Here is an 18,630-nt window from a genome sequence, read left to right as displayed (position 1 = left end):
CGGTGGCCTTCCTGATCCACGGCGGTCCGCAGGGCAGTTTCGGCGATGGCTGGAGCTACCGCTGGAACCCGCAGACCTACGCGGGACAGGGCTATGCGGTGGTGATGATCGATTTCCACGGCAGCACCGGCTATGGGCAGGCCTTCACCGACGCCATCAGCAGGCACTGGGGCGACCGTCCGCTGGAGGATCTGCAGAAAGGCTGGGAAGCCGCCCAGGCCAAGTACGCGTTCCTCGACGGCAATCGTGCCTGCGCGCTGGGGGCCAGCTATGGCGGCTTCATGGCCTACTGGATCGCCGGCAACTGGAACGCCCCCTGGAAGTGCATCGTTGCCCACGACGGCGTGTTCGACAATTTCATGATGGGCTATGCCACCGAGGAGCTGTGGTTTTCCGAATGGGAAAACGGCGGAACGCCCTACGACAACCCCGAGGGCTACCAGCGTTTCAATCCCGCCAACTACGTCAAGAACTGGCGTTCGCCGATCCTGATCATCCACGGCCAGCAGGATTTCCGGATCCCGGCGTCGCAGGGCATCGCGGCGTTCACCGCGGCGCAGCGGCGTGGGGTGGAGTCGAAGTTCCTGTATTTCCCGGACGAGAACCACTGGGTGCTCAAGCCGCAGAACAGCCTGCTCTGGCACAACACGGTGAACGACTGGCTGCGTACGCACATCGGGCAATAGGGCCTGGTTCGCGTCGCGGCCATGGGCCGCTCCCTCGGGAGATTCTTCCCTGGGCGTTGCTTCCACCGGGCTGCTCCCGCAGGAACAGGCAACCTGCAGGAGCGCGCCCTGCGCGCGTCCGGCTACAGCCAGTCGATCCGCTTGAAGTAGATGTACAGGCCGACGCAGATCAACGAGACGCCGCCGATCACGATGAAGTAGCTGAAATGTCCGTCCAACTCCGGCATGTTGTGGAAGTTCATGCCGTACCAGCTGGTGATCAGGGTCGGCGCGGCCAGCAGCGCGGCCCAACCGGCCAGCTTCTTGACGACCTCGCCCTGTGCCACGGTCACCAGCGACAGGTTCACGTTCATCGCCGCGGCGACCATTTCGCGCTGGGTGTCGATGGTGTCGCCGACGCGCACGGCGTGGTCGTAGACGTCGCGGAAATACGGGCGCACTTCCTCCGGGATCGTGAATGCAGGGGTGCGGGTGATCTGGGAAAGAATGTCCTGCATCGGTGCCGCCGCCAGCCGCATCCGGGTCAATTCCTTGCGCAATTCGTACAGGCGCTTGATGGTGCCGCGCCTGTAGCTTTCGGCGAACACGTCCTGCTCCAGCGCGTCGAGTTCATTCTCGAAATCGGCTGCGATCGGCTGGTAGTTGTCGACCACGAAATCGAGCACTGCGTGCAACGCCGCGCTCGGGCCCAGCGCCAGCGCCTCGGGCTCGCGCTCCAGCCGCTGGCGCACGCTCGCATAGCTGAGCGAGGCGCCGTGGCGCACCGTGATCAGGAAGCGCGGGCCGACGAAGATCTGGGTTTCGCCGAACAGCACGTGATCCTTGACCTTTTGCGCCGTGTGCACGGCGAGGAACAGGCTGCTGCCGTAGGCCTCGATCTTGGGCCGCTGGTGTGCGCCTTGCGCGTCCTCGACGGCGAGATCGTGCAGGCCGAATTCCTCCTGCAGCTTGTCGAGCAGGTGGGCGTCGGGTTCGTAAAGGCCGACCCAGACGAAACTGCCGTCGTCGATGGACAGAACGTCGCTGATGGCTTCGAGGCTGATGTCGCTGCGGCGGCCGTTGCGATCATAGGCCGCGCAGTTCACCACGCATTGGGTCAGGTTGAGGGTGTCGTTCATCGGCGAATCCTGCGCTGGCCGGGGCGTGCGATCAAGTCGAAGCGGCCGGCGCGCGGCGCGCCCAGCGCCAGGCCAGCGCCGCGTGCAGAGGCAGCAGCAGAGCGATCCAGTGCCCATTGCGCTGCGGATGGACCTGCAGCCACAGCGGCAGGCAAGCCAGCGCCGCGAGGACGCAGACGGCGACAAGCAGGCTGCGAAACGTCGGCGTGGGCGTGCGCCGGCGCAGCAGCGCCAGTGCGCCGGGAAGCAGCAGCAGGCACAGCGGATCCAGCAGCAGGAGGTTGCGGTTGGCCCAGATCGCGCGATGTTCGGTGAACCCCCAGGCCAGCGCCAGAACCAGCCCCAGCACGCCGCACAGCAGCCAGAACCCGCCGGCCAGTGCCGCCAGCGGCCGATCGAAGCGCGCCCCGGCATTGCCGATCGCCAGCGCCAGCGCGACGCCAGCCAGCAGCCATGGCCACAGCGCCACGCTGCCGTCCTCCGGCTCGGCGGCCAGCCGCTGCGGTAGCAACTCCACTTCCTCGCCGACCAGCGGACGACCGTCGGCAAGGCGAACCTGGCGCAGGTCGTCGGCGAGGCGGCGCGGCAGGAAATCCTGCTGCCACCGGGTCAGGGCGCGATCGTTCGAGGGGCCGAGCACAAGGTCGAAACCGACCCACAGCCATGGCGCCGGCGAGGCCAGCCGCAACGACTCGCTGCGGTAGCTGTCGCCGCTGGAACGGCTTTCGGTCTGGCGCTGCAGCAGCCCTCCCAGCGTGCGGTCGAGCGCGTCGCGCACCTTGGTCGCGCAGTTGCTGGTGAAATAGTCGTAGCGGTAGCGGGCGTTTTCCGGACGGGCGTTTTCCGCCAGCGCGGCCGCCAGCGCGCGGGCCTGGTCGGGCGTCAGGTTCAGCCACTGCAGGCGCACGCCACGCCCGACCTGGCGGTAGTAGTCCAGGTCCTCCGACAGCGGCAGGGCCACCAGCATGTATTCCATCCGCCCCTCGATGAAGCGAAGGGCAAAGCCGTCCTCGCGCATGTCGAAGAAGCCGAAGTTGTAGCTGACGGGCTCGCTCAGCGCCGGATCGGAAACCACGATCGAATCGTGGCCGAAGCGTTCCCAGAACACGTCGCCCGGGCCCATGGTGAGCACGCCGATCCGGGGAGGTGGCGTCGCGGTGGACGGCGCATCAGGTACGGCGGAAGAGGCGGTGGGTGTGCTCGTCGGAGGCGGCGTGGTCGCAAGGGTCGGCACGACCAGCGCCAGCAGGATCAGCAGCGCGGCGATGCGCAGCAGGCGACGGGCGATTGTGCCGCCGTCGCCATGCCGGCGCTCACTGCTCGGCATCGACGCTCACCAGCAGCGCGATCAGGCGGCGGGCATCGGCGCGGGCGACCCGGAACACGAAGCGGCCGAGGGAGAGTTCCTCTCCGGCCTCGGGAAGGTGGCCGATGGCGTCGGTGACGACGCCGCCGATGGTGTCGTATTCGTCGTCGGGGAAATCCGCGCCGAAGCGCTCGTTGAAATCGTCGATCGGGGTCAGGGCATCGACTACGAACTGTCCGTCGGCCTGCGCGGCGATCAGGGTGCCCTCGTCGGCGGCCTCGTCGTGCTCGTCGTCGATTTCACCGACGATTTGTTCGAGGACGTCCTCGATGGTGACCAGGCCGGACACGCCACCGTACTCGTCGATGACAATGGCCATGTGGTTGCGCGACTGCCGGAACTCGCGCAGCAGCACGTTGAGGTTTTTCGATTCCGGGATCAGCACCGCCGGACGCAACAGGGAATGGATGGTGGCGTGCTCGTGGTCGGTGGCGACCGCGCGCAGCAGGTCCTTGGCCAGCAGGATGCCGAGGATCTCGTCGCGGTCCTCGCCGTGGACGGGAAAGCGCGAATGGCCGGATTCCACGACCTGTTCGATCAGCCTGGGCAGGTCGGCATCGGCGGCCAGGGTGACCATCTGGGCGCGCGCGACCATCACTTCGCCAACGGTCATGTCGGCGACGGTAATCGCGCCTTCCAGCATGCGCAGGGTGTCCGCGCCGATCACGCCATCGGCCTGCACGTCGCGCAGCAGCTCGATCAGATCTTCGGGGCTGGTGGGCTCGCCGGACAGCGCGGAACTGATCCGGTCCAGCCAGGAACGGTGGCCTTTGTCCGACGATTTCTCTTCGGTTTCGGCGGGGGTTCGACTGTCGTCCTCGGGCATGGGGTGCATTGGCGGGTGTCTGAAACGCCGTCAGTCTAGCGAATCGCGACGCTTCGTGCGTGCAAACGGCTGCCGGAGACGGTGAGCGCTGAAATGGCCGGCGGATTCCTGAAGCGGGGCAACGCCGATTCAATCGACGTTGTCATAATGGGCGCATTGCAGTGGGAGGAAGTCATGCGCCATTCGTCCGATGCCGGACGCGGAAGCGGGAATGCCACTCGGGGCGCGCTGGCCGCGTGTCTCCTGCTGGCGCTTGCCCTGCTGGGCGCCTGCTCGCAGCCGGCGGCACCGCCACCGGCTACGGGTGTTGCTGCGTCCGCGGCAACGCCGGCATCCGCTCCAACCGAGCACTACCTGATCGGCGTCCTGCCGCTGGCGACCGAAGGCGGGGCCCCGGCCTATCTCGGCGACGGGATCGCCCGCCATGTGTCCGACGCGCTCGCCCGCACGCCGGCGCTGGCCACCGTCGCGCCGGCCTCGGCATTCCGGCTGCGCGATTCCAGCGAACTCACCCCGCGGATCGGAGAACGGCTTGGTGCGACCCATCTGCTGCGCGGCAAGCTGGAACAGCGCGGCGATCGCCTGCTGCTGGATCTGGATTTCGTGCGCGCCAGCGATGGCCAGACCCTGTGGCACGAAACGCTGGATCGGTCGGCGGCGGAATTGCCCGGGCTGGCCGATGCGATCGCGGCGGGAATCGCCAAGGCGCTGAAGGTGACGCGCTCGCCCGCGGCCAGGGCGTCGGACATCCCGCCCAGCGGCAGCGCGTTGGCTTACGACACACTGCTGAAAGGCGAGTGGGCGGTCCAACGGGGCGATGCGGCGTCGCTGCAGGCGGCGCTCGGGTTCTTCGCCAATGCGATCACCATCGATCCGCTGTGGGGACGCCCGCACGCCATGCAGGCGCTGGTGCGGTTGCGGCAACTGGCGCAGCGCGATCCTGCGGCGGGCCCGATCGAGCCTTTGCGCGAGCAGGCGCGACTGGATGCCGAAGCGGCGCTCAAACTCGATCCGGACGATCCGCTCGCGCACCGCGTCCGCGCCCTGTGGCTGGGCGACGTGGCCCTCGATGCGGTCAGCGCTGAGCAGGAAGTCCGCGATGGACTGGCGCTGCAGCCGGACGATCCGGCCTTGCTCGGGATGCTGGCCGTGCGCCAGATCGGGTTCGGACAGATGGACGCGGCGGCGGCCACGCTGCGGCAGGCCTTGCAGCGCGATCTCCTGTCGGCGCCGATGCTGTATCAGATGGGCTATGTCGAACTGGCGCTGGCCGATTACAGCCAGGCCGAAGCGGCATTGCGGCAGGCGCGCGATCTGGAACCCGCCATGCCGCTGGTCAATGCCTTCCTCGCCGTGGCGCTGTTTCAGCAAAGCCGCACCCGCGAGGCGATCGACGCGGCGCGCAATGAACCGTTGCCGCTGTGGCGCGACTACGCGCTGGCGATGGCGTATTGGGCTGCGGGAGACCGCGCCAACTCGGACACCGCGCTGCAATCGCTGATCCGCGATCACGGCAGCGATGCGCCGACCCAGATCGCCGGCATCTATGCGCAGCGGGACGATCGCGAAGCGCTGTTCCATTGGCTCGACGTGGCCCGCCGCAGCGGCGACCCCGGCATCGTCGAAATCCGCTACATGCCTTTCGTGGCGCGCTATTCCGACGACCCGCGTTTCAAGGCGATCCTGAGCGACCTCGACATTGCCGGTTCCGGAGCCCCGACGGGGAAGTGAGGCGGGCGATCCGCGGGTTCAATCCTCGCGGTAGGGATCGGGCAGGCCGAGCCCGGCGAGGATCTCGCGTTCAAGCTGCTCCATCGCCTCGGCCTCGTGCGGATCCTCGTGGTCCCAGCCCAGCAGGTGCAGGCAGCCATGCACGGTCAGGTGCGCGTAGTGCGCGGCAAGGGGCTTGCCTTGCTCCTTGGCTTCGCGTGCCACGACCGGCGCGCACAGCACCAGGTCGCCCAGCAGCGGAAGCTTCACGCCCTTGGGCAGGCCTTCCGGGAGTTCGGCGGGAAAGCTGAGCACATTGGTCGCGTAGTCCTTGCCGCGGTAGTGGCGGTTCAGCGCGCGACCTTCGCGCGCACCGACCAGGCGGATCGCAAGATCGGCCTCGCGGATCCGGCCCGCCAGCGCGGCCGCCACCCATTTGCGGAAGCTCACCGCTGCCGGCACGCCGGCGCGAGGCGTGGCATAGCCGACGGCGACATCGAGACGGATCGGACCTTGGGTCATGTGCGGTGGTTTCGTGACTGTGGGAAAGAGCGACTTTTGACGCGGATTGACGCGGAAAAAGCGGATAGGGCAAGAGCGGAATTTGGGTGCCGGCGGTCCGGAGGGCGTTTGCCGCAGGTGCCGTTATTCAGCCACGGCGGGTTGCAGGTTCACAAGCAATATGTATGCCTCATCCGCGTTCATCCGCTCTGATCCGCGTCAAAATGCCTTTCAATCCTCACCCAGCGCGTCGCGCGCATCGTAGGCGTTGACGATCCGCGCCACCAGCGGATGGCGCACGACGTCGCGGGCTTCGAAGAAGGTGAAGCTCACGCCGTCCACGTCGCGCAGAACCTCCACCGCGTCCTTGAGGCCGGATTTCTGGTGTTTGGGCAGATCGACCTGGGTCAGGTCGCCGGTGATGACGGCGGTGCTGCCGAAGCCGAGCCGGGTCAGGAACATCTTCATCTGCTCGATGCTAGTGTTCTGCGCTTCGTCCAGGATCACGAAGGCGTCGTTGAGGGTGCGCCCGCGCATGTAGGCCAGGGGCGCGATCTCGATGACGTTGCGTTCCAGCAGGCGCGTGACGTGATCCAGCCCGAGCATTTCGTACAGCGCGTCATAAAGCGGGCGCAGGTAGGGATCGACCTTCTGGCTGAGGTCGCCCGGCAGGAAACCGAGCTTTTCCCCGGCTTCCACCGCGGGCCGCACCAGCACCACGCGTTGCACCCTGGATTGGTTCAGCGCGTCCACCGCCATCGCCACGGCAAGGAAGGTCTTGCCGGTGCCGGCCGGGCCGATCCCGAAATTGATGTCGTGGCCGGCGATGCGCTGCAGGTAGCGCTTCTGGTTCGCGCCGCGGCCGCACAGGGTGCCGCGCTTGACCCGGATCGCGATCTCCGGATTCGCATCCTGCGGCGTGTCGCCGTCCTGTGTGGATTCGGCCAGCGCCCCCAGCCGCAGGTGGATGGCGCGCTCGTCGAGCCGTTCGGTCGCGGTTTCCGCGTACAGGCGGCGCAGCGTGCGTTCAACCGCGGCCAGCGTGGACGGATCCTCGCCGCGCAGACGGAACACGCAGCCACGATTGGCGATCTCGACGCCCAGCCGCAGCCCGATCAGGCGCAGATGGGCGTCGAACGGGCCCGCCAGGTTGGCGAGGCGTTCGACGTCGTCGGGTTCCAGGGTGAAATCGCGCTGTTCCATACGCAGCAGACTAGCGCGCCCGGCGTGTCGTCGCCACGCGGGCTTGAAGATCGCCCCTGTCTTCCGAACTTGCCGCCGCCGACGGATTGCCGCATCGTTTGCGTGCTTTCAACGAGGCTCGATCATGCGCACACCCCTTCTTGCCGTGCTGCTGGCGGTCGCGGCCGTGCCGCTGCCGGCGGCCGAGGTGACGGTCCTTACCGCCAGCCGCATCCACACCATGGATGCCACCCACCCGCAGGCGCAGGCAATGGCTTTCGATGCGGACGGAAGAATCCTCGCCGTGGGTGACGGGACCGTCCTGCTGGCGCGCTATCCGGGCGCGACGCGTCTGGACTTGGGCGCGGCAACCGTGGTGCCGGGAATGATCGACGCGCACGGGCACGTCCTCGAGCAGGGGCTGAGCCACCTGACCGTCAACCTGATCGGCACCCGCAACAAAGCCGATGTGCTGGAACGGCTGCGCGCGTTCGCCCGCGACCTGCCGCCGGGCGCGTGGCTGACCGGCCATGGCTGGGACCAGAACGACTGGCCGGTCAGGGAATTTCCCAGCGCGGCCGACCTCGATGCGGCTTTCCCTGACCGTCCGGTATGGCTGTACCGCATCGATGGCCATGCCGGATGGGCCAACTCTGCGGCGATGCGCGCGGTGCGGCGTGATCTGGCGGGCAGCTGGCAGCCAGACGGCGGCGCGATCCGTCGCGATGCCGCGGGCAAGCCCACCGGGATCTTCCTCGACAACGCCATGAAGCTGCTCGATGCGGTCAAACCGGCCCTCGACGATGCCACCACCGAACGCGCGCTCCGGCTGGCGATGCAGGACGCCGCCAGGAACGGCCTGACCGGCCTGCACGATGCCAGCATCCCGCTGTCGGAATTGCGCGTATACCAGCATCTGGCCGACCGTGGTGAACTTCCGGTCCGGATCTATGCAATGGCCGACGGCAACGCCGCGGCGCTGGACTGGTTGTGCGAAAACGGGCGCTATCGACATCCGTCCGGCCGCCTGCAGATGCGGACGGTCAAGGTGATTGCCGACGGTGCGCTCGGCAGTCGCGGCGCGGCGCTGCTGGCCGATTACAGCGACGATCCCGGCAACCGCGGTTTGATGGTGACCTCGCCGGAGGACCTGCAGGTCGTCGCTGACAAAGCGCATCGCTGCGGGATGCAGATGGCCACCCACGCGATCGGCGATCGCGCCAATCGCACCGTCCTCGATGTCTATGCCAAGGCGCTGGGCGGCGACGTGGACGGCGATCATCGCTGGCGCATCGAGCACGCGCAGATCCTTTCGCCCGAAGACCTGCCGCGACTGGCGCGAATGCACGTGATTGCCTCGATGCAGCCCACCCATGCGACCAGCGACATGCCGTGGGCGGAAGATCGCGTGGGACCGCGGCGGATCGTCGGCGCGTATGCCTGGCGGCAACTGCGCGACACCGGCGTGCATCTTGCCTTCGGTTCGGACTTTCCGATCGAGTCGCTCAACCCGCGGCTGGGCCTGTATGCGGCAATCACCCGTGCGGACGCCGACGGCAAGCCGGCTGGCGGCTGGTTTCCGGACGAGCGCCTGACGGCGTTCGAGGCGCTGCGTGCGTTCACCCTCGAGGCGGCCTATGCCGGTTTTTCCGAAAACGAACTTGGCAGCCTGGAAGCGGGCAAACGTGCCGATTTCGTGGTGCTGGCCGAGGACCCGCTGGCGGTGCCCGACGCGCAATTGCGCACGCTGATCATCGAGGCAACCTACGTGGACGGCAAGCCGGTGTATCGGGCAAAACCGTAGCTGGCCTGACGTTGGCGACGCGTTGCGAAGATGCAGGGCGTGACGGCTCCGCTTGTGCCGGAATCAGCCTTCGCGCGGCAGGCCGAACAGCCGTTCGGCATTGGCGGTAGTCGCCTCAGCCAGCGCTTCATGCGACAAGCCGCGCAACGTCGCCACCGTGTCCAGCACTTCGGTCAGGTAGGCCGGTTCGTTGCGCTGGCCGCGCTGCGACGCGCCGGGCTGGTCGGGGCTGTCGGTTTCCAGCAGCAGCTGTTCCAGCGGCACGATGGCCACGACGCCACGCAGGCGTTTGGCGCGTTCATGCGTGACAGGGCCGCCGATGCCGAGCAGGAAGCCGAGTCTGTGCAGCTGCGCGGCCTGTTCGGCGCTGCCGGAAAAGCTGTGCACCACGCCGCGCAGGCCCGGGAAGCGGCGGATCGCGGCGATCACCGCGTCCACTGCGCGGCGCGCGTGCACGATCACGGGCAGGTCGAACTCGGCGGCCAGCGCCAGCTGCCCGTCGAAGTAGTGCTGCTGGCGCGCGGGGTCCAGCTCTTCGACGAAATAGTCCAGCCCGCATTCGCCCACCGCGACCGGGCGCTCGCGTTCGATCCAGTCGCGCAGTTCCTGCAGATGCTCCGGGCGATGGGCATCCAGATACATCGGATGCAGGCCATAGGCCGGATGCAGGCCGGGCAGCTGCGCGCAGACGGCTTTCAGCTTCGGCCAGCCGGCGGCGTCCACGGCCGGCACGATCTGGGTGTCCACGCCTGCGGCCAGCGCGCGCGCATGCGCGGCGGCGCGGTCGGCGTCGAATTCGGCGGCGTCGAAATGGCTGTGGCTGTCGACCAGGCGCATCACGCGGTCAGCGCCGGTTTGCCTGCCCCTCGATGGGCGGCTTGCCGGCATCCGGCTGCTTCTTCCAGCGCGACAGCAGCAGCGTGCCGAGGCCCAGCAGGATCTCGTCGGCAAGCGGGATGAAGTCGGGAACCAGCAGATCGAGGAAGAACAGCGCCGCGGTCAGCACGAACAGACGCGGGAAGCTGAGCCTGCCGAGCCAGCGCATGAGCGGAGAGACGAAGGGATTGGCCATGGCGGGAAACTAGCATGCACGCGGCGCAAACATCGTGTGGGCGAAGCTGAACGCAAGTGGATACGATTCGGGCTCGCTCGGCATCGATTCAGATTGGCCGTGGTTCAATCGGTTGCGGAACAGGGATCACTCAACTCAGCGGGAGCAGGATCATGCCGAAGAACAATACGATTGCCATTGCGCTTGCCGCGCTGCTGGTTGGCGGCGTCGCCACCGCTGGTTACATGAACAGCCGCAGCAACGACGCCATCACCGCGCCGCTGGCCGATGGCAGTGCGCGTGCGAAGGTCGATTTCGCCGAAGTCGTCGGCGTCAAGCCGGTCACCGAGCGCCAGCCGCTGTACGCCACCGTCATCGGCAGCGAGCCGATCCGCGAATCCAGCACCACCAGCACGCCGCGCGAGGTCTGCGAGGACGTGACGGTGCAGGAGCGCCTGCCGGAGCGCGACGGCAACGTCGGCGGCACCGTCGCCGGTGCGGTCATCGGTGGCCTGGTCGGCAATCAGGTCGGCGGCGGCAATGGCCGCAAGCTGGCCACGGTGGCGGGTGCGGTGGCCGGCGGCTATGCCGGCCGCGAGATCGACCGTCGCCACGTCGGTGGGCAGGTGGTCAACCGCACCGACCACCGCTGCCGCACCGTCAACAGCACCTCCACCAGCGCCCGCACGGTGGCGTGGAACGTGACCTACCGCAATCCTGACGGCACCACCGGCAAGATGCGCACCGACACCAAGCCGGGCGAGCGGATTGCGCTGGGCGATACCGACAGGACGGTGGGATACGACGTGACCTATCGTTTCGACGGTCAGCAGCGCACCGTGCGCATGGAGCAGGATCCGGGCAGCCAGCTGCCGGTGATCGACGGCCGGGTGGTGACCCAGACGGCGGCGGTGGAAGGCGCGACACTGCGCTGATCGACGCAGCCCAACCCGTGCAATTCCCGTGGCGGGGCCGGAGCGATCCGGCCCCGCCTGTGTTTGGCGGCGCGCGCCATGGCGATGCTGGCGAAACGCACGGCTTTTGCGGAAAGGCGGTCGTAACGCCTGGTTGTGCTTGGCGAATCGCACGTACCGATTGCGCGGCATGCGCGATTACAATGGCGGTTCGTCCAATTCGACCGTGAAAACATGGCCCTGCATCCGTACGATCTCTACGACGTCCGCTCCCTGCTGAGCGAGGAAGAACGCGCGGTGCAGGACACCGTGGCGCGCTTCACCGACGAACGCGTGCGCCCGATCATCGGCGACGCCTTCGACGCGGGCCGCTTCCCCAAGGAGCTGGTGCCGGAGATCGCGGAGATGGGCCTGCTGGGTTCGTCGCTGCCGGAGAAGTACGGTTGCGCCGGCCTCAACGGCGTCAGCTACGGCCTGATCTGCCAGGAGCTGGAGCGCGGCGACTCCGGCATCCGCAGCTTCGTCAGCGTGCAGAGCTCGTTGTGCATGTATCCGATCTACGCCTACGGCAGCGAGGAGCAGCGCATGCGCTGGCTGCCGGACATGGCGGCGGGCAAGGTCATCGGCTGCTTCGGCTTGACCGAGCCGCACGGTGGCTCCGACCCGGCCAACATGAAGACCCATGCCCGCCGCGATGGTGACGACTGGGTGATCAACGGCAGCAAGATGTGGATCACCAACGGCAACCTGGCCGACATCGCCATCGTGTGGGCGCAGACCGACGAGGGCATCCAGGGCTTCGTGCTGGAGAAGGGAATGCCCGGTTTCACCGCGCAGGAAATCAAGCACAAGATGTCGCTGCGCGCGTCGGTCACCAGTGCGCTGTTCTTCGACAACGTGCGGGTGCCGGATTCCAGCCGCCTGCCCAACGTGAAGGGGCTGAAGGGACCGCTGGGCTGTCTGACCCAGGCCCGCTACGGCATCACCTGGGGTCCGATCGGCGCCGCCATTGCCTGCTTGGACGAAGTCGTCCACTACACCAAGGAGCGGATCCTGTTCGGCCGCCCGGTGGCCGCCACCCAGAGCGCCCAGATCAAGATGGCCGACATGGCCCGCCGCATCACCCTGGCGCAGCTGCTGTCGCTGCAGCTGGGCCGGCTGAAGGATGCCGGCACCATGCAGCCGCAGCAGGTCTCGCTGGCGAAGTGGAACAACTGTCGCATGGCGATTGACATCGCCCGCGAATGCCGCGACCTGCTGGGTGGCGCCGGCATCACCACCGAGCACGCGGCCATCCGCCACGCGCTCAACCTCGAATCCGTCATCACCTACGAAGGCACCGAAACCGTGCATCAGCTGGTGATCGGCCGCGAGCTGACCGGGATCAACGCCTTCTGATTCCACCGTCGCTTCCGCGCGCGGCGGTTGCCGTCGCGCGGACCGCGGCCGCCCGGGACGGCGGCCTGTGTCGTTCCATCGCCGCGCCGCGGCAGGGTCCATTGCCATGTTCGCCACCGTTCCCCATCCCATCCCGGCCCGCATGCGGGGACTCAACCGCGCCGAAATCTGCGACGTCAATTTCAGCGAATTCGTCAAGGCGTGGGATGGCCGGGTGCAGCCGGGGCCGGCGCCAAATGAGGCTATTCTCGACGGCAGCGCGCTCACCGTGCAGGGCTTCCGCGAGTTGTTCGAATCGCAGCTGATCTCGCGGCACCTGGACCTGATGGCGCGCGTGTTGCGGGTGCAGAACAAGGTCTTCTACACCATCGGCAGCAGCGGCCACGAAGGCAACGCGATGGTGGCGCGCGCGGCGCGGCACACCGATCCCGCCTTCCTGCACTACCGCAGCGGCGCCTTCATGGCCGAGCGTTTCCGCAAGCTTCCGGGCATGGATCCGATCATGGATTCGGCGCTGAGCTTTGCTGCCAGCGCGGAAGACCCGGCCTCGGGCGGTCGCCACAAGGTCTGGGGCAGCAAGCCGCTGTGGGTGCTGCCGCAGACCTCGACGATCGCTTCGCACCTGCCGAAGGCGCTGGGCACGGCGGTGGCGATCGAGACCGGCAAGCGCATCGGCCATGCGCTGCCGATCCCCGACGACAGCATCGCGATCTGCTCGTTCGGCGACGCTTCCGCCAACCACGCCACCGCGCAGACGGCGTTCAACGCCACCAGCTGGATGGCTTACCAGAAGCTGCCGGCGCCGGTGCTGTACGTGTGCGAGGACAACGGCATCGGCATCTCGGTGAAGACACCGAACGGCTGGATCGCCGAATCCTTCCGCCACCGCCCCGACCTCGACTATTTTTTCGCCGACGGCCTCGACCTGGCCGCCGGCTATGGTGACGTGCTGCGCGCGGTGGAACACTGCCGCAAGACGCGCCGTCCGACTTTCCTGCATCTGCGCAGCAACCGCATCATGGGCCACGCCGGCACCGACTTCGAGATCGAGTGGCGCTCGATCGAGGAACTGTGCGCGGTGGAAGCCGCCGATCCGCTGCTGCGCAGCGCGCAGATCGCGCTGGAGTCGGGGTTGATGACCAAGGACGAGGTGCTGGCGCTGTACGAGGACACGCGTCGCAAGTGCTTTGCAGCGGCCGAAGAGGCCGACCGTCGCCCGCGGATCGAAACGCTGGACGAGGTGATGCGGCCGCTGGCGCCGTACACCCCGGACAAGGTGATGGCGGAAGCCACCCGCGTTCCGGCACCGGAGGCCCGCATCAAGGCCTTCGGCGGCGAGGAGAAGTTGCCGGAGAAGCAGGCGCCGCGCCACCTGGCGATCCAGATCAACAACGCCCTGCACGATCTGTTCGCCAAGTATCCCGAGAGCCTGCTGTTCGGCGAGGACGTGGCGCAGAAGGGCGGCGTCTATACTGTCACCAAGGGCCTGTACAAGGCCTTCGGCGCGCGTCGGGTGTTCAACTCGCTGCTGGATGAAACCACCATCCTCGGCATGGCCCAGGGGTTCGCCAACATGGGCATGTTGCCGATACCGGAGATCCAGTACCTGGCCTATCTGCACAACGCCATCGACCAGCTCCGCGGCGAGGCCTGCTCGCTGCAGTTCTTCAGCAACGGCCAGTACGCCAATCCGATGCTGGTCCGCATCGCCGGACTGGGCTATCAGCGCGGTTTCGGCGGCCATTTCCACAACGACAACTCGATCACCGCGCTGCGCGATATCCCGGGCCTCGTGGTCGGCTGTCCTTCGCGCGGCGACGATGCGGCGATGATGCTGCGCACGCTGGCGGCGCTGGCCAAGGTCGACGGCCGGGTGACGGTGTTCCTTGAACCCATCGCGCTGTACATGACCAAGGATCTGTACGAAGTCGGCGATGGCCAGTGGCTGACCGAGTATCCGGCGCCGGACCAGGCGCTGACGCTCGGCGAGGAGCGCATCTACAACCCGAAGGCGAAGGACTGCGTGATCTTCACCTTCGGCAACGGCGTGCCGATGAGCCTGCGCGCGGCGCGGCAGATCGAGGCCAGGCGCGGCTGGAAGGTGCGCGTGGTCGACCTGCGCTGGCTGGTGCCGCTCAATGCGGCGGCGATTGCCAGGCATGCCGGCGAGTGCAAGCGCATTCTGGTCGTCGACGAGGGTCGCCACAGCGCCGGCATCGGCGAAGGCGTCATCACCGCGATCACCGAGGCGGGCTTCGGCGGCAAACCCCTCCAGCGCGTGGTCGGCGCCGATACCTACACGCCGCTGGCGGGCGCGGCGTTCCTCGTGATTCCGAAGGATGAAGACATCGTGGCGGCGGCGGATGCACTGTAAGCGGGAGCGCGGATAAGGGGAGACCGCATGCTGGATTCTGTCGCGGGTCCTCCGCTGGCCCCCTTCAGAACCGCCGCTCAGGTTCCGCGTCCGGCTCCAATTCGCGGCCGCAGGCCATCCATGGCCTGCTCGGTCCTGAAGGGGGCCACGGAGGCCTGCCGGTTGCCTCGCGTCTGGCGGGGCGGACTCGACAGGCCGACAGACGCCTCGACGGAACCCGAAATGCGGCGGACTCGACAGACTGACAGACGCCGCGATGGAATCCGCAAGGAAGCTAGGGCGCAATCTTCCGCTTCAGCGCCCGCGCCAGCGGCTGCGGCAGGTTGGGCAGGCTGCGCAGCAGCCAGGGCAGGATCTTGCGCTTGGCGCCGCTGAGAGATTCCGGGATCACCGCTTCGATCAGGTGCGGGCCCGGGCGGGCGAGGGCGTGCTCCAGCACCTTGCAGAAATCGCCGGCGCGGTCGGTGCGCACGGCGGACACGCCCATGCCGCGCGCCAGCAGGGAAAAATCGAGACCGGGCGCGTGCAGGTCGAGCTGCGATCGCGCCTTGGGGCCGCCGCCGCTGCCGGCGCCGACCCGGTCGAGTTCGACGTTGAGCACCGAATAGCTGGCGTTGTTGAAAACGATCGCGATCACGTCGAGCCGCTCGCGCGCCATCGACCACAGCGCCTGCACCGTGTACATCGCGGCGCCGTCGCCGACCAGCGCGATGACCTTGCGGTCCGGACAGGCGATCGCCGCGCCGACGGCATTCGGCAGGCCTTGTCCGATCGCGCCGCCGGTGAGGGTGAGCAGGTCGTGGCGCGGGCAGCCTGCGGTTATCACGCCGAGCATCAGGCCCGAGGTGATGGCTTCATCGACGAGAATCGCGCGCTCGGGCAGCAGGTGGCCCACGGCCTTGCAGACCTTGGGCGCGGTCAGTTTGCCGCGCGGGCGCGATGGGCGCTGGGCGGGCTGCAGCACGGGCGTTGCCGAGGCCGCGCCCAGCGCTTCGACCAGTTTTTCCAGGCTGGACACGGCGTCCTGGTCGGGACGGGCCAGCGTGTGCACGGTGCAGCCTTCCGGCACGAGGTCGCTGGCCTTGTCCGGATAGGCGAAGAACGACACCGGCGATTTGGCGTCGACCAATACCAGGTGCTGGATGCCGGTCAATTGCAGCGTCGCCATCTCCGCGAGATAGGCGATGCGCTCGACGGCGGGCAGGCCGGCGCCGCGTTCCAGTCTGGTGGGAAAGACTTCGCAATACAGCCTGACCCCGCTGTGCGCGGCGATCTTCGCCGCCGACAGCAGCGCCGGCTCGCGCAGCGCCTGCCCGCCCAGCAGCAGGGCGACCTTGCCACCGCCGCGGATCGCCGCTGCGATCGCCTCGATCTGCGCCGCATCGGCCAGCTGCGGGGAGGCTGGCGGCGGGGGCGGGCAGGGCTGGCCGCCTTCGCCCCAGCTCACGTCGGCCGGCAGGATCAGGGTCGCCACTTGCCCGGGAAGCCCGCGCGCGGCCGCAAGCGCATCGACGGCATCGCGGCACAGTGCGGCGGTGGTTTGCGAGGTGCGCACGAAGCCGGGCGAGACGTTGCGCGCCACGGTCTCGATGTCGGACTGCAGCTGGGCGTCGAGCGGCACGTGGTAGGTGGCGTGGTCGCCGACGATGTTGAGCACCGGCACCTTGCCCTTGCGGGCGTTGTGCAGGTTGGCCAGTCCGTTGCCGAGGCCGCAGCCGAGGTGGAGCAAGGTGGCGGCCGGCTTGCCGGCCATCCGCGCGTAGCCGTCGGCGGCGCCGGTGGCCACGCCCTCGAACAGCGCCAGCACCGCGCGCATCCGCGGCTCGGAATCGAGCGCGGCGACGAAGTGCATCTCGCTGGTGCCGGGGTTGCTGAAGCAAACCTCGATCCCGGCATCGGCCAGCGTCTTCAGCAGGGCCTGGGCACCGTTGGGCATGGCCTCAACCCGCCTTCTTGATCGAACGGGCGGCGGCGCGGGCCGTGAGGATGCAGCCGGGCAGGAAGGTGCCTTCCAGCGAGCGCTTGCCGCAGGAGCCGCCGCCGCCGAATCCCGCCGCTTCGCCGACGCAGTACAGCCCGTCGATCGGCTGGTCGTTGCCGTCGAGCACGCGGCTGTCGAGATCGGTGCGCAGCCCGCCCAGGCTCTTGCGGGTGATCAGCTGGGTCTGGATGGCGATGAAGGGGCCGAAACCCGGTCTCTGCAATGGCGCCGGTTTGCAGGTGCGCAGGCGGTCCGGCCGCCATTGTCTGGCGTGCTGGATGGCGCGGATCTGGGCGTCGTTTTCCAGTGTCTTGCCGTCGACGAAGTTGGCGTCGAAGGCATCGACCGTGGCTTGCAGGATGTCCGGATCGATGTCCTCGCTGCCGGTCAGCGCGTTCATCCGCGCCGCCAGCCCGGCGAGGCTGTCGTCGACGAGGAACTGCGGTACTTCCCGCTGCATCTGGTCCACCAGCCGCGCGTTGCCCAGCAGGGTTTCGCGCAGGAAATGCAGGAACTGGCGGTCGCGGATGCGCGGGTTGTGCTCGGCGCCGGAGATCGCGAATTCCTTGAGGGCGATCCTGCGGTTGAGCAGGTGCCAGGTCCAGTGCTTTTCCTGCTCGGCGACGCGCCGGCACAGCCAGTGGGTGTCGAAACCGGTGACGAGCGGCTCGGGGCCGATGCGCCGGCCGCGATGGTCCAGCCACAGCGCCGACTTGCAGGGAATCAGCGACAGGCCGTGGCCCGGGAACTGTGGTCTGGGGTGGGGGATGCCGGCGGCGTAATTCCACATCTCGCCGGCGTGGGTGATCTGCGCTCCGAAGCCGGTGGCGATCTGGTGCAGCTTGCCGTCGGACAGCGGGTTGGCGCCGTTGAGCATCTGCGTCGGCAACGGCAACTGGATCGGCCAGTTGCGGCGCGCCTGCGCGTGGCTGCCGTTGATGCCGCCGGTGGCGATCACCACGACCGGCGCGTCCAGTCGCACTTCGGCGCCGGTTTCGTCGTTGCGCGCGGTCGCCCCGGCCATCCGTCCCTGCCCGTACTCCAGTCCGATCACGCTGTGTCGGTGCAGCAAGGTGAGCTTGCCCCCGGAGCCGGCCGTGCGCAGAGCCTCGGCGAGGCGGTGGACCATCCGCTGCGCGGTGCCCCAGATGATGTGGTAACGCGGCAGGCTGTTGCCTTCGCCGAAGCGCCCGCGCTCGACCCAGTTGACCGCAGGCAGGAAGCCGATGCCGTGGGCTTCCAGCCAGTCGTGGACGTCGTTGCGCGAGCGCTCCACGTAGTGCTGCGCCCACAGGTAGGGCCAGGTGTCGTTGGGATCGAGTTCGCCGAAGCGGACCCAGTCGCGCAGCGCGCGCTCCGGCGTGTCCGGGATGCCGGCGCGTTCCTGCAGCGGGGTGCCGACCAGCGCCATGCCGCCGAAAGCCCACAGCGCCAGTCCGCCGAAACGCTCGCGCGTGTCGCGATCGACCAGCGCCACGCGCTGGCCGGCGCGCAGGCATTCCAGCGCGGTCACGATTCCCGCCAATCCGCCGCCGATGACCAAAACGTCGGATTGGACGTGCGATTGCTCTGGCGTCATCCGCTACCTCCCGCGCCCATCATGGCTCGGGAGGCGGCCGTGCGCCAGTCGGGTGAAGCACGGCTTCAGCACGGGCGCAGGATTTGCGGCGCAGGTCGCAATTCCGGGGTGTGTCGGACTTTGAAGAGGCGAGCCCATCC

General features: G+C 68.0%; 15 protein-coding genes. 6 read left to right on the top strand and 9 right to left on the bottom strand.

Annotated features, from left to right (window positions below; genetic code table 11):
• On the top strand, positions 1-686 hold a 686-nt coding region (locus tag Q0X16_RS08860), incomplete at its 5' end, for a S9 family peptidase (protein WP_297833257.1).
• A 122-nt stretch (positions 687-808) separates the two neighbouring features.
• Here Q0X16_RS08860 and corA read toward each other — a convergent pair.
• From corA to Q0X16_RS08845, 3 genes are read right to left on the bottom strand one after another with little or no spacing between them, the layout of a single operon-like run.
• Positions 809-1,804 (bottom strand): magnesium/cobalt transporter CorA, encoded by a 996-nt coding sequence (corA, locus tag Q0X16_RS08855; RefSeq protein WP_297833256.1) that lies wholly within the window; start codon positions 1,802-1,804, stop codon positions 809-811.
• A gap of 31 nt (positions 1,805-1,835) precedes the next feature.
• Positions 1,836-3,131, bottom strand: a complete 1,296-nt coding sequence (locus Q0X16_RS08850) for a DUF4105 domain-containing protein (RefSeq protein WP_297833255.1) — start codon at positions 3,129-3,131, stop codon at positions 1,836-1,838.
• Entirely contained in the window at positions 3,118-3,996 is an 879-nt protein-coding gene (locus tag Q0X16_RS08845; RefSeq protein WP_297833254.1) for a transporter associated domain-containing protein, read from the bottom strand. Before Q0X16_RS08845 ends, Q0X16_RS08850 begins: the two co-directional genes overlap by 14 nt.
• Before the next feature lie 174 nt (positions 3,997-4,170).
• Here Q0X16_RS08845 and Q0X16_RS08840 point away from each other — a divergent pair, with 174 nt between their 5' ends.
• Positions 4,171-5,727, top strand: a complete 1,557-nt coding sequence (locus Q0X16_RS08840) for a hypothetical protein (RefSeq protein WP_297833253.1) — start codon at positions 4,171-4,173, stop codon at positions 5,725-5,727.
• Between the two features lie 18 nt (positions 5,728-5,745).
• On the opposite strand, the gene ybeY is transcribed toward Q0X16_RS08840, so the two are convergent.
• Both ybeY and Q0X16_RS08830 read right to left on the bottom strand, forming a co-directional pair.
• Positions 5,746-6,228, bottom strand: coding sequence for an rRNA maturation RNase YbeY (gene ybeY, locus Q0X16_RS08835; protein WP_297833252.1), 483 nt, complete (start codon positions 6,226-6,228; stop codon positions 5,746-5,748).
• Positions 6,229-6,438: 210 nt separating this feature from the next.
• On the bottom strand, positions 6,439-7,410 hold the full coding sequence (locus Q0X16_RS08830) for a PhoH family protein (RefSeq protein WP_297833251.1): 972 nt from the start codon (positions 7,408-7,410) through the stop codon (positions 6,439-6,441).
• A 124-nt stretch (positions 7,411-7,534) separates the two neighbouring features.
• Between Q0X16_RS08830 and Q0X16_RS08825 the strand changes: the two genes are divergently transcribed.
• A complete protein-coding gene (locus Q0X16_RS08825; protein ID WP_297833250.1) occupies positions 7,535-9,193 on the top strand; it encodes an amidohydrolase in 1,659 nt (552 codons plus the stop codon).
• Between the two features lie 63 nt (positions 9,194-9,256).
• Here Q0X16_RS08825 and Q0X16_RS08820 read toward each other — a convergent pair whose 3' ends face one another.
• Together Q0X16_RS08820 and Q0X16_RS08815 are read right to left on the bottom strand one after the other, a co-directional pair.
• Entirely contained in the window at positions 9,257-10,033 is a 777-nt protein-coding gene (locus Q0X16_RS08820; RefSeq protein WP_297833249.1) for a TatD family hydrolase, read from the bottom strand.
• Positions 10,034-10,037: 4 nt separating this feature from the next.
• Positions 10,038-10,265 (bottom strand): DUF6116 family protein, encoded by a 228-nt coding sequence (locus tag Q0X16_RS08815; protein WP_297833248.1) that lies wholly within the window; start codon positions 10,263-10,265, stop codon positions 10,038-10,040.
• 152 nt (positions 10,266-10,417) lie between these two features.
• On the opposite strand from Q0X16_RS08815, the gene Q0X16_RS08810 reads away from it, so the two are divergent.
• The 3 genes from Q0X16_RS08810 (at position 10,418) to Q0X16_RS08800 (ending at position 14,930) form a co-directional block, all read left to right on the top strand.
• A complete protein-coding gene (locus Q0X16_RS08810; protein ID WP_297833247.1) occupies positions 10,418-11,179 on the top strand; it encodes a glycine zipper 2TM domain-containing protein in 762 nt (253 codons plus the stop codon).
• Between the two features lie 213 nt (positions 11,180-11,392).
• Positions 11,393-12,556, top strand: a complete 1,164-nt coding sequence (locus tag Q0X16_RS08805; RefSeq protein ID WP_297833246.1) for an acyl-CoA dehydrogenase family protein — start codon at positions 11,393-11,395, stop codon at positions 12,554-12,556.
• 106 nt (positions 12,557-12,662) lie between these two features.
• Entirely contained in the window at positions 12,663-14,930 is a 2,268-nt protein-coding gene (locus Q0X16_RS08800; RefSeq protein ID WP_297833245.1) for a thiamine pyrophosphate-dependent enzyme, read from the top strand.
• A 274-nt stretch (positions 14,931-15,204) separates the two neighbouring features.
• On the opposite strand, the gene Q0X16_RS08795 is transcribed toward Q0X16_RS08800, so the two are convergent.
• Together Q0X16_RS08795 and Q0X16_RS08790 are read right to left on the bottom strand one after the other, a co-directional pair.
• Positions 15,205-16,866, bottom strand: a complete 1,662-nt coding sequence (locus tag Q0X16_RS08795; protein WP_297833244.1) for an acetolactate synthase large subunit — start codon at positions 16,864-16,866, stop codon at positions 15,205-15,207.
• 4 nt (positions 16,867-16,870) lie between these two features.
• A complete protein-coding gene (locus Q0X16_RS08790; RefSeq protein ID WP_297833243.1) occupies positions 16,871-18,490 on the bottom strand; it encodes an FAD-dependent oxidoreductase in 1,620 nt (539 codons plus the stop codon).
• Between the last annotated feature and the right edge of the window lie 140 nt (positions 18,491-18,630).

It is taken from the genome of Thermomonas sp., from assembly GCF_025993755.1.
GTDB lineage: Bacteria > Pseudomonadota > Gammaproteobacteria > Xanthomonadales > Xanthomonadaceae > Thermomonas.
The sequence above is the reverse complement of the archived record's forward strand: the minus strand, read 5'-3'. Positions and strand labels throughout refer to the sequence as shown.

What these genes read in the sequence shown, in the direction of transcription:
- corA (WP_297833256.1), bottom strand. Translation starts at nt 1,804, where the DNA reads ATGAACGACACCCTCAACCTGACCCAATGCGTGGTGAACTGCGCGGCC.
- Q0X16_RS08850 (WP_297833255.1), bottom strand. Translation starts at nt 3,131, where the DNA reads ATGCCGAGCAGTGAGCGCCGGCATGGCGACGGCGGCACAATCGCCCGT.
- Q0X16_RS08845 (WP_297833254.1), bottom strand. Translation starts at nt 3,996, where the DNA reads ATGCCCGAGGACGACAGTCGAACCCCCGCCGAAACCGAAGAGAAATCG.
- Q0X16_RS08840 (WP_297833253.1), top strand. Translation starts at nt 4,171, where the DNA reads ATGCGCCATTCGTCCGATGCCGGACGCGGAAGCGGGAATGCCACTCGG.
- ybeY (WP_297833252.1), bottom strand. Translation starts at nt 6,228, where the DNA reads ATGACCCAAGGTCCGATCCGTCTCGATGTCGCCGTCGGCTATGCCACG.
- Q0X16_RS08830 (WP_297833251.1), bottom strand. Translation starts at nt 7,410, where the DNA reads ATGGAACAGCGCGATTTCACCCTGGAACCCGACGACGTCGAACGCCTC.
- Q0X16_RS08825 (WP_297833250.1), top strand. Translation starts at nt 7,535, where the DNA reads ATGCGCACACCCCTTCTTGCCGTGCTGCTGGCGGTCGCGGCCGTGCCG.
- Q0X16_RS08815 (WP_297833248.1), bottom strand. Translation starts at nt 10,265, where the DNA reads ATGGCCAATCCCTTCGTCTCTCCGCTCATGCGCTGGCTCGGCAGGCTC.
- Q0X16_RS08810 (WP_297833247.1), top strand. Translation starts at nt 10,418, where the DNA reads ATGCCGAAGAACAATACGATTGCCATTGCGCTTGCCGCGCTGCTGGTT.
- Q0X16_RS08805 (WP_297833246.1), top strand. Translation starts at nt 11,393, where the DNA reads ATGGCCCTGCATCCGTACGATCTCTACGACGTCCGCTCCCTGCTGAGC.
- Q0X16_RS08800 (WP_297833245.1), top strand. Translation starts at nt 12,663, where the DNA reads ATGTTCGCCACCGTTCCCCATCCCATCCCGGCCCGCATGCGGGGACTC.
- Q0X16_RS08795 (WP_297833244.1), bottom strand. Translation starts at nt 16,866, where the DNA reads ATGCCCAACGGTGCCCAGGCCCTGCTGAAGACGCTGGCCGATGCCGGG.
- Q0X16_RS08790 (WP_297833243.1), bottom strand. Translation starts at nt 18,490, where the DNA reads ATGACGCCAGAGCAATCGCACGTCCAATCCGACGTTTTGGTCATCGGC.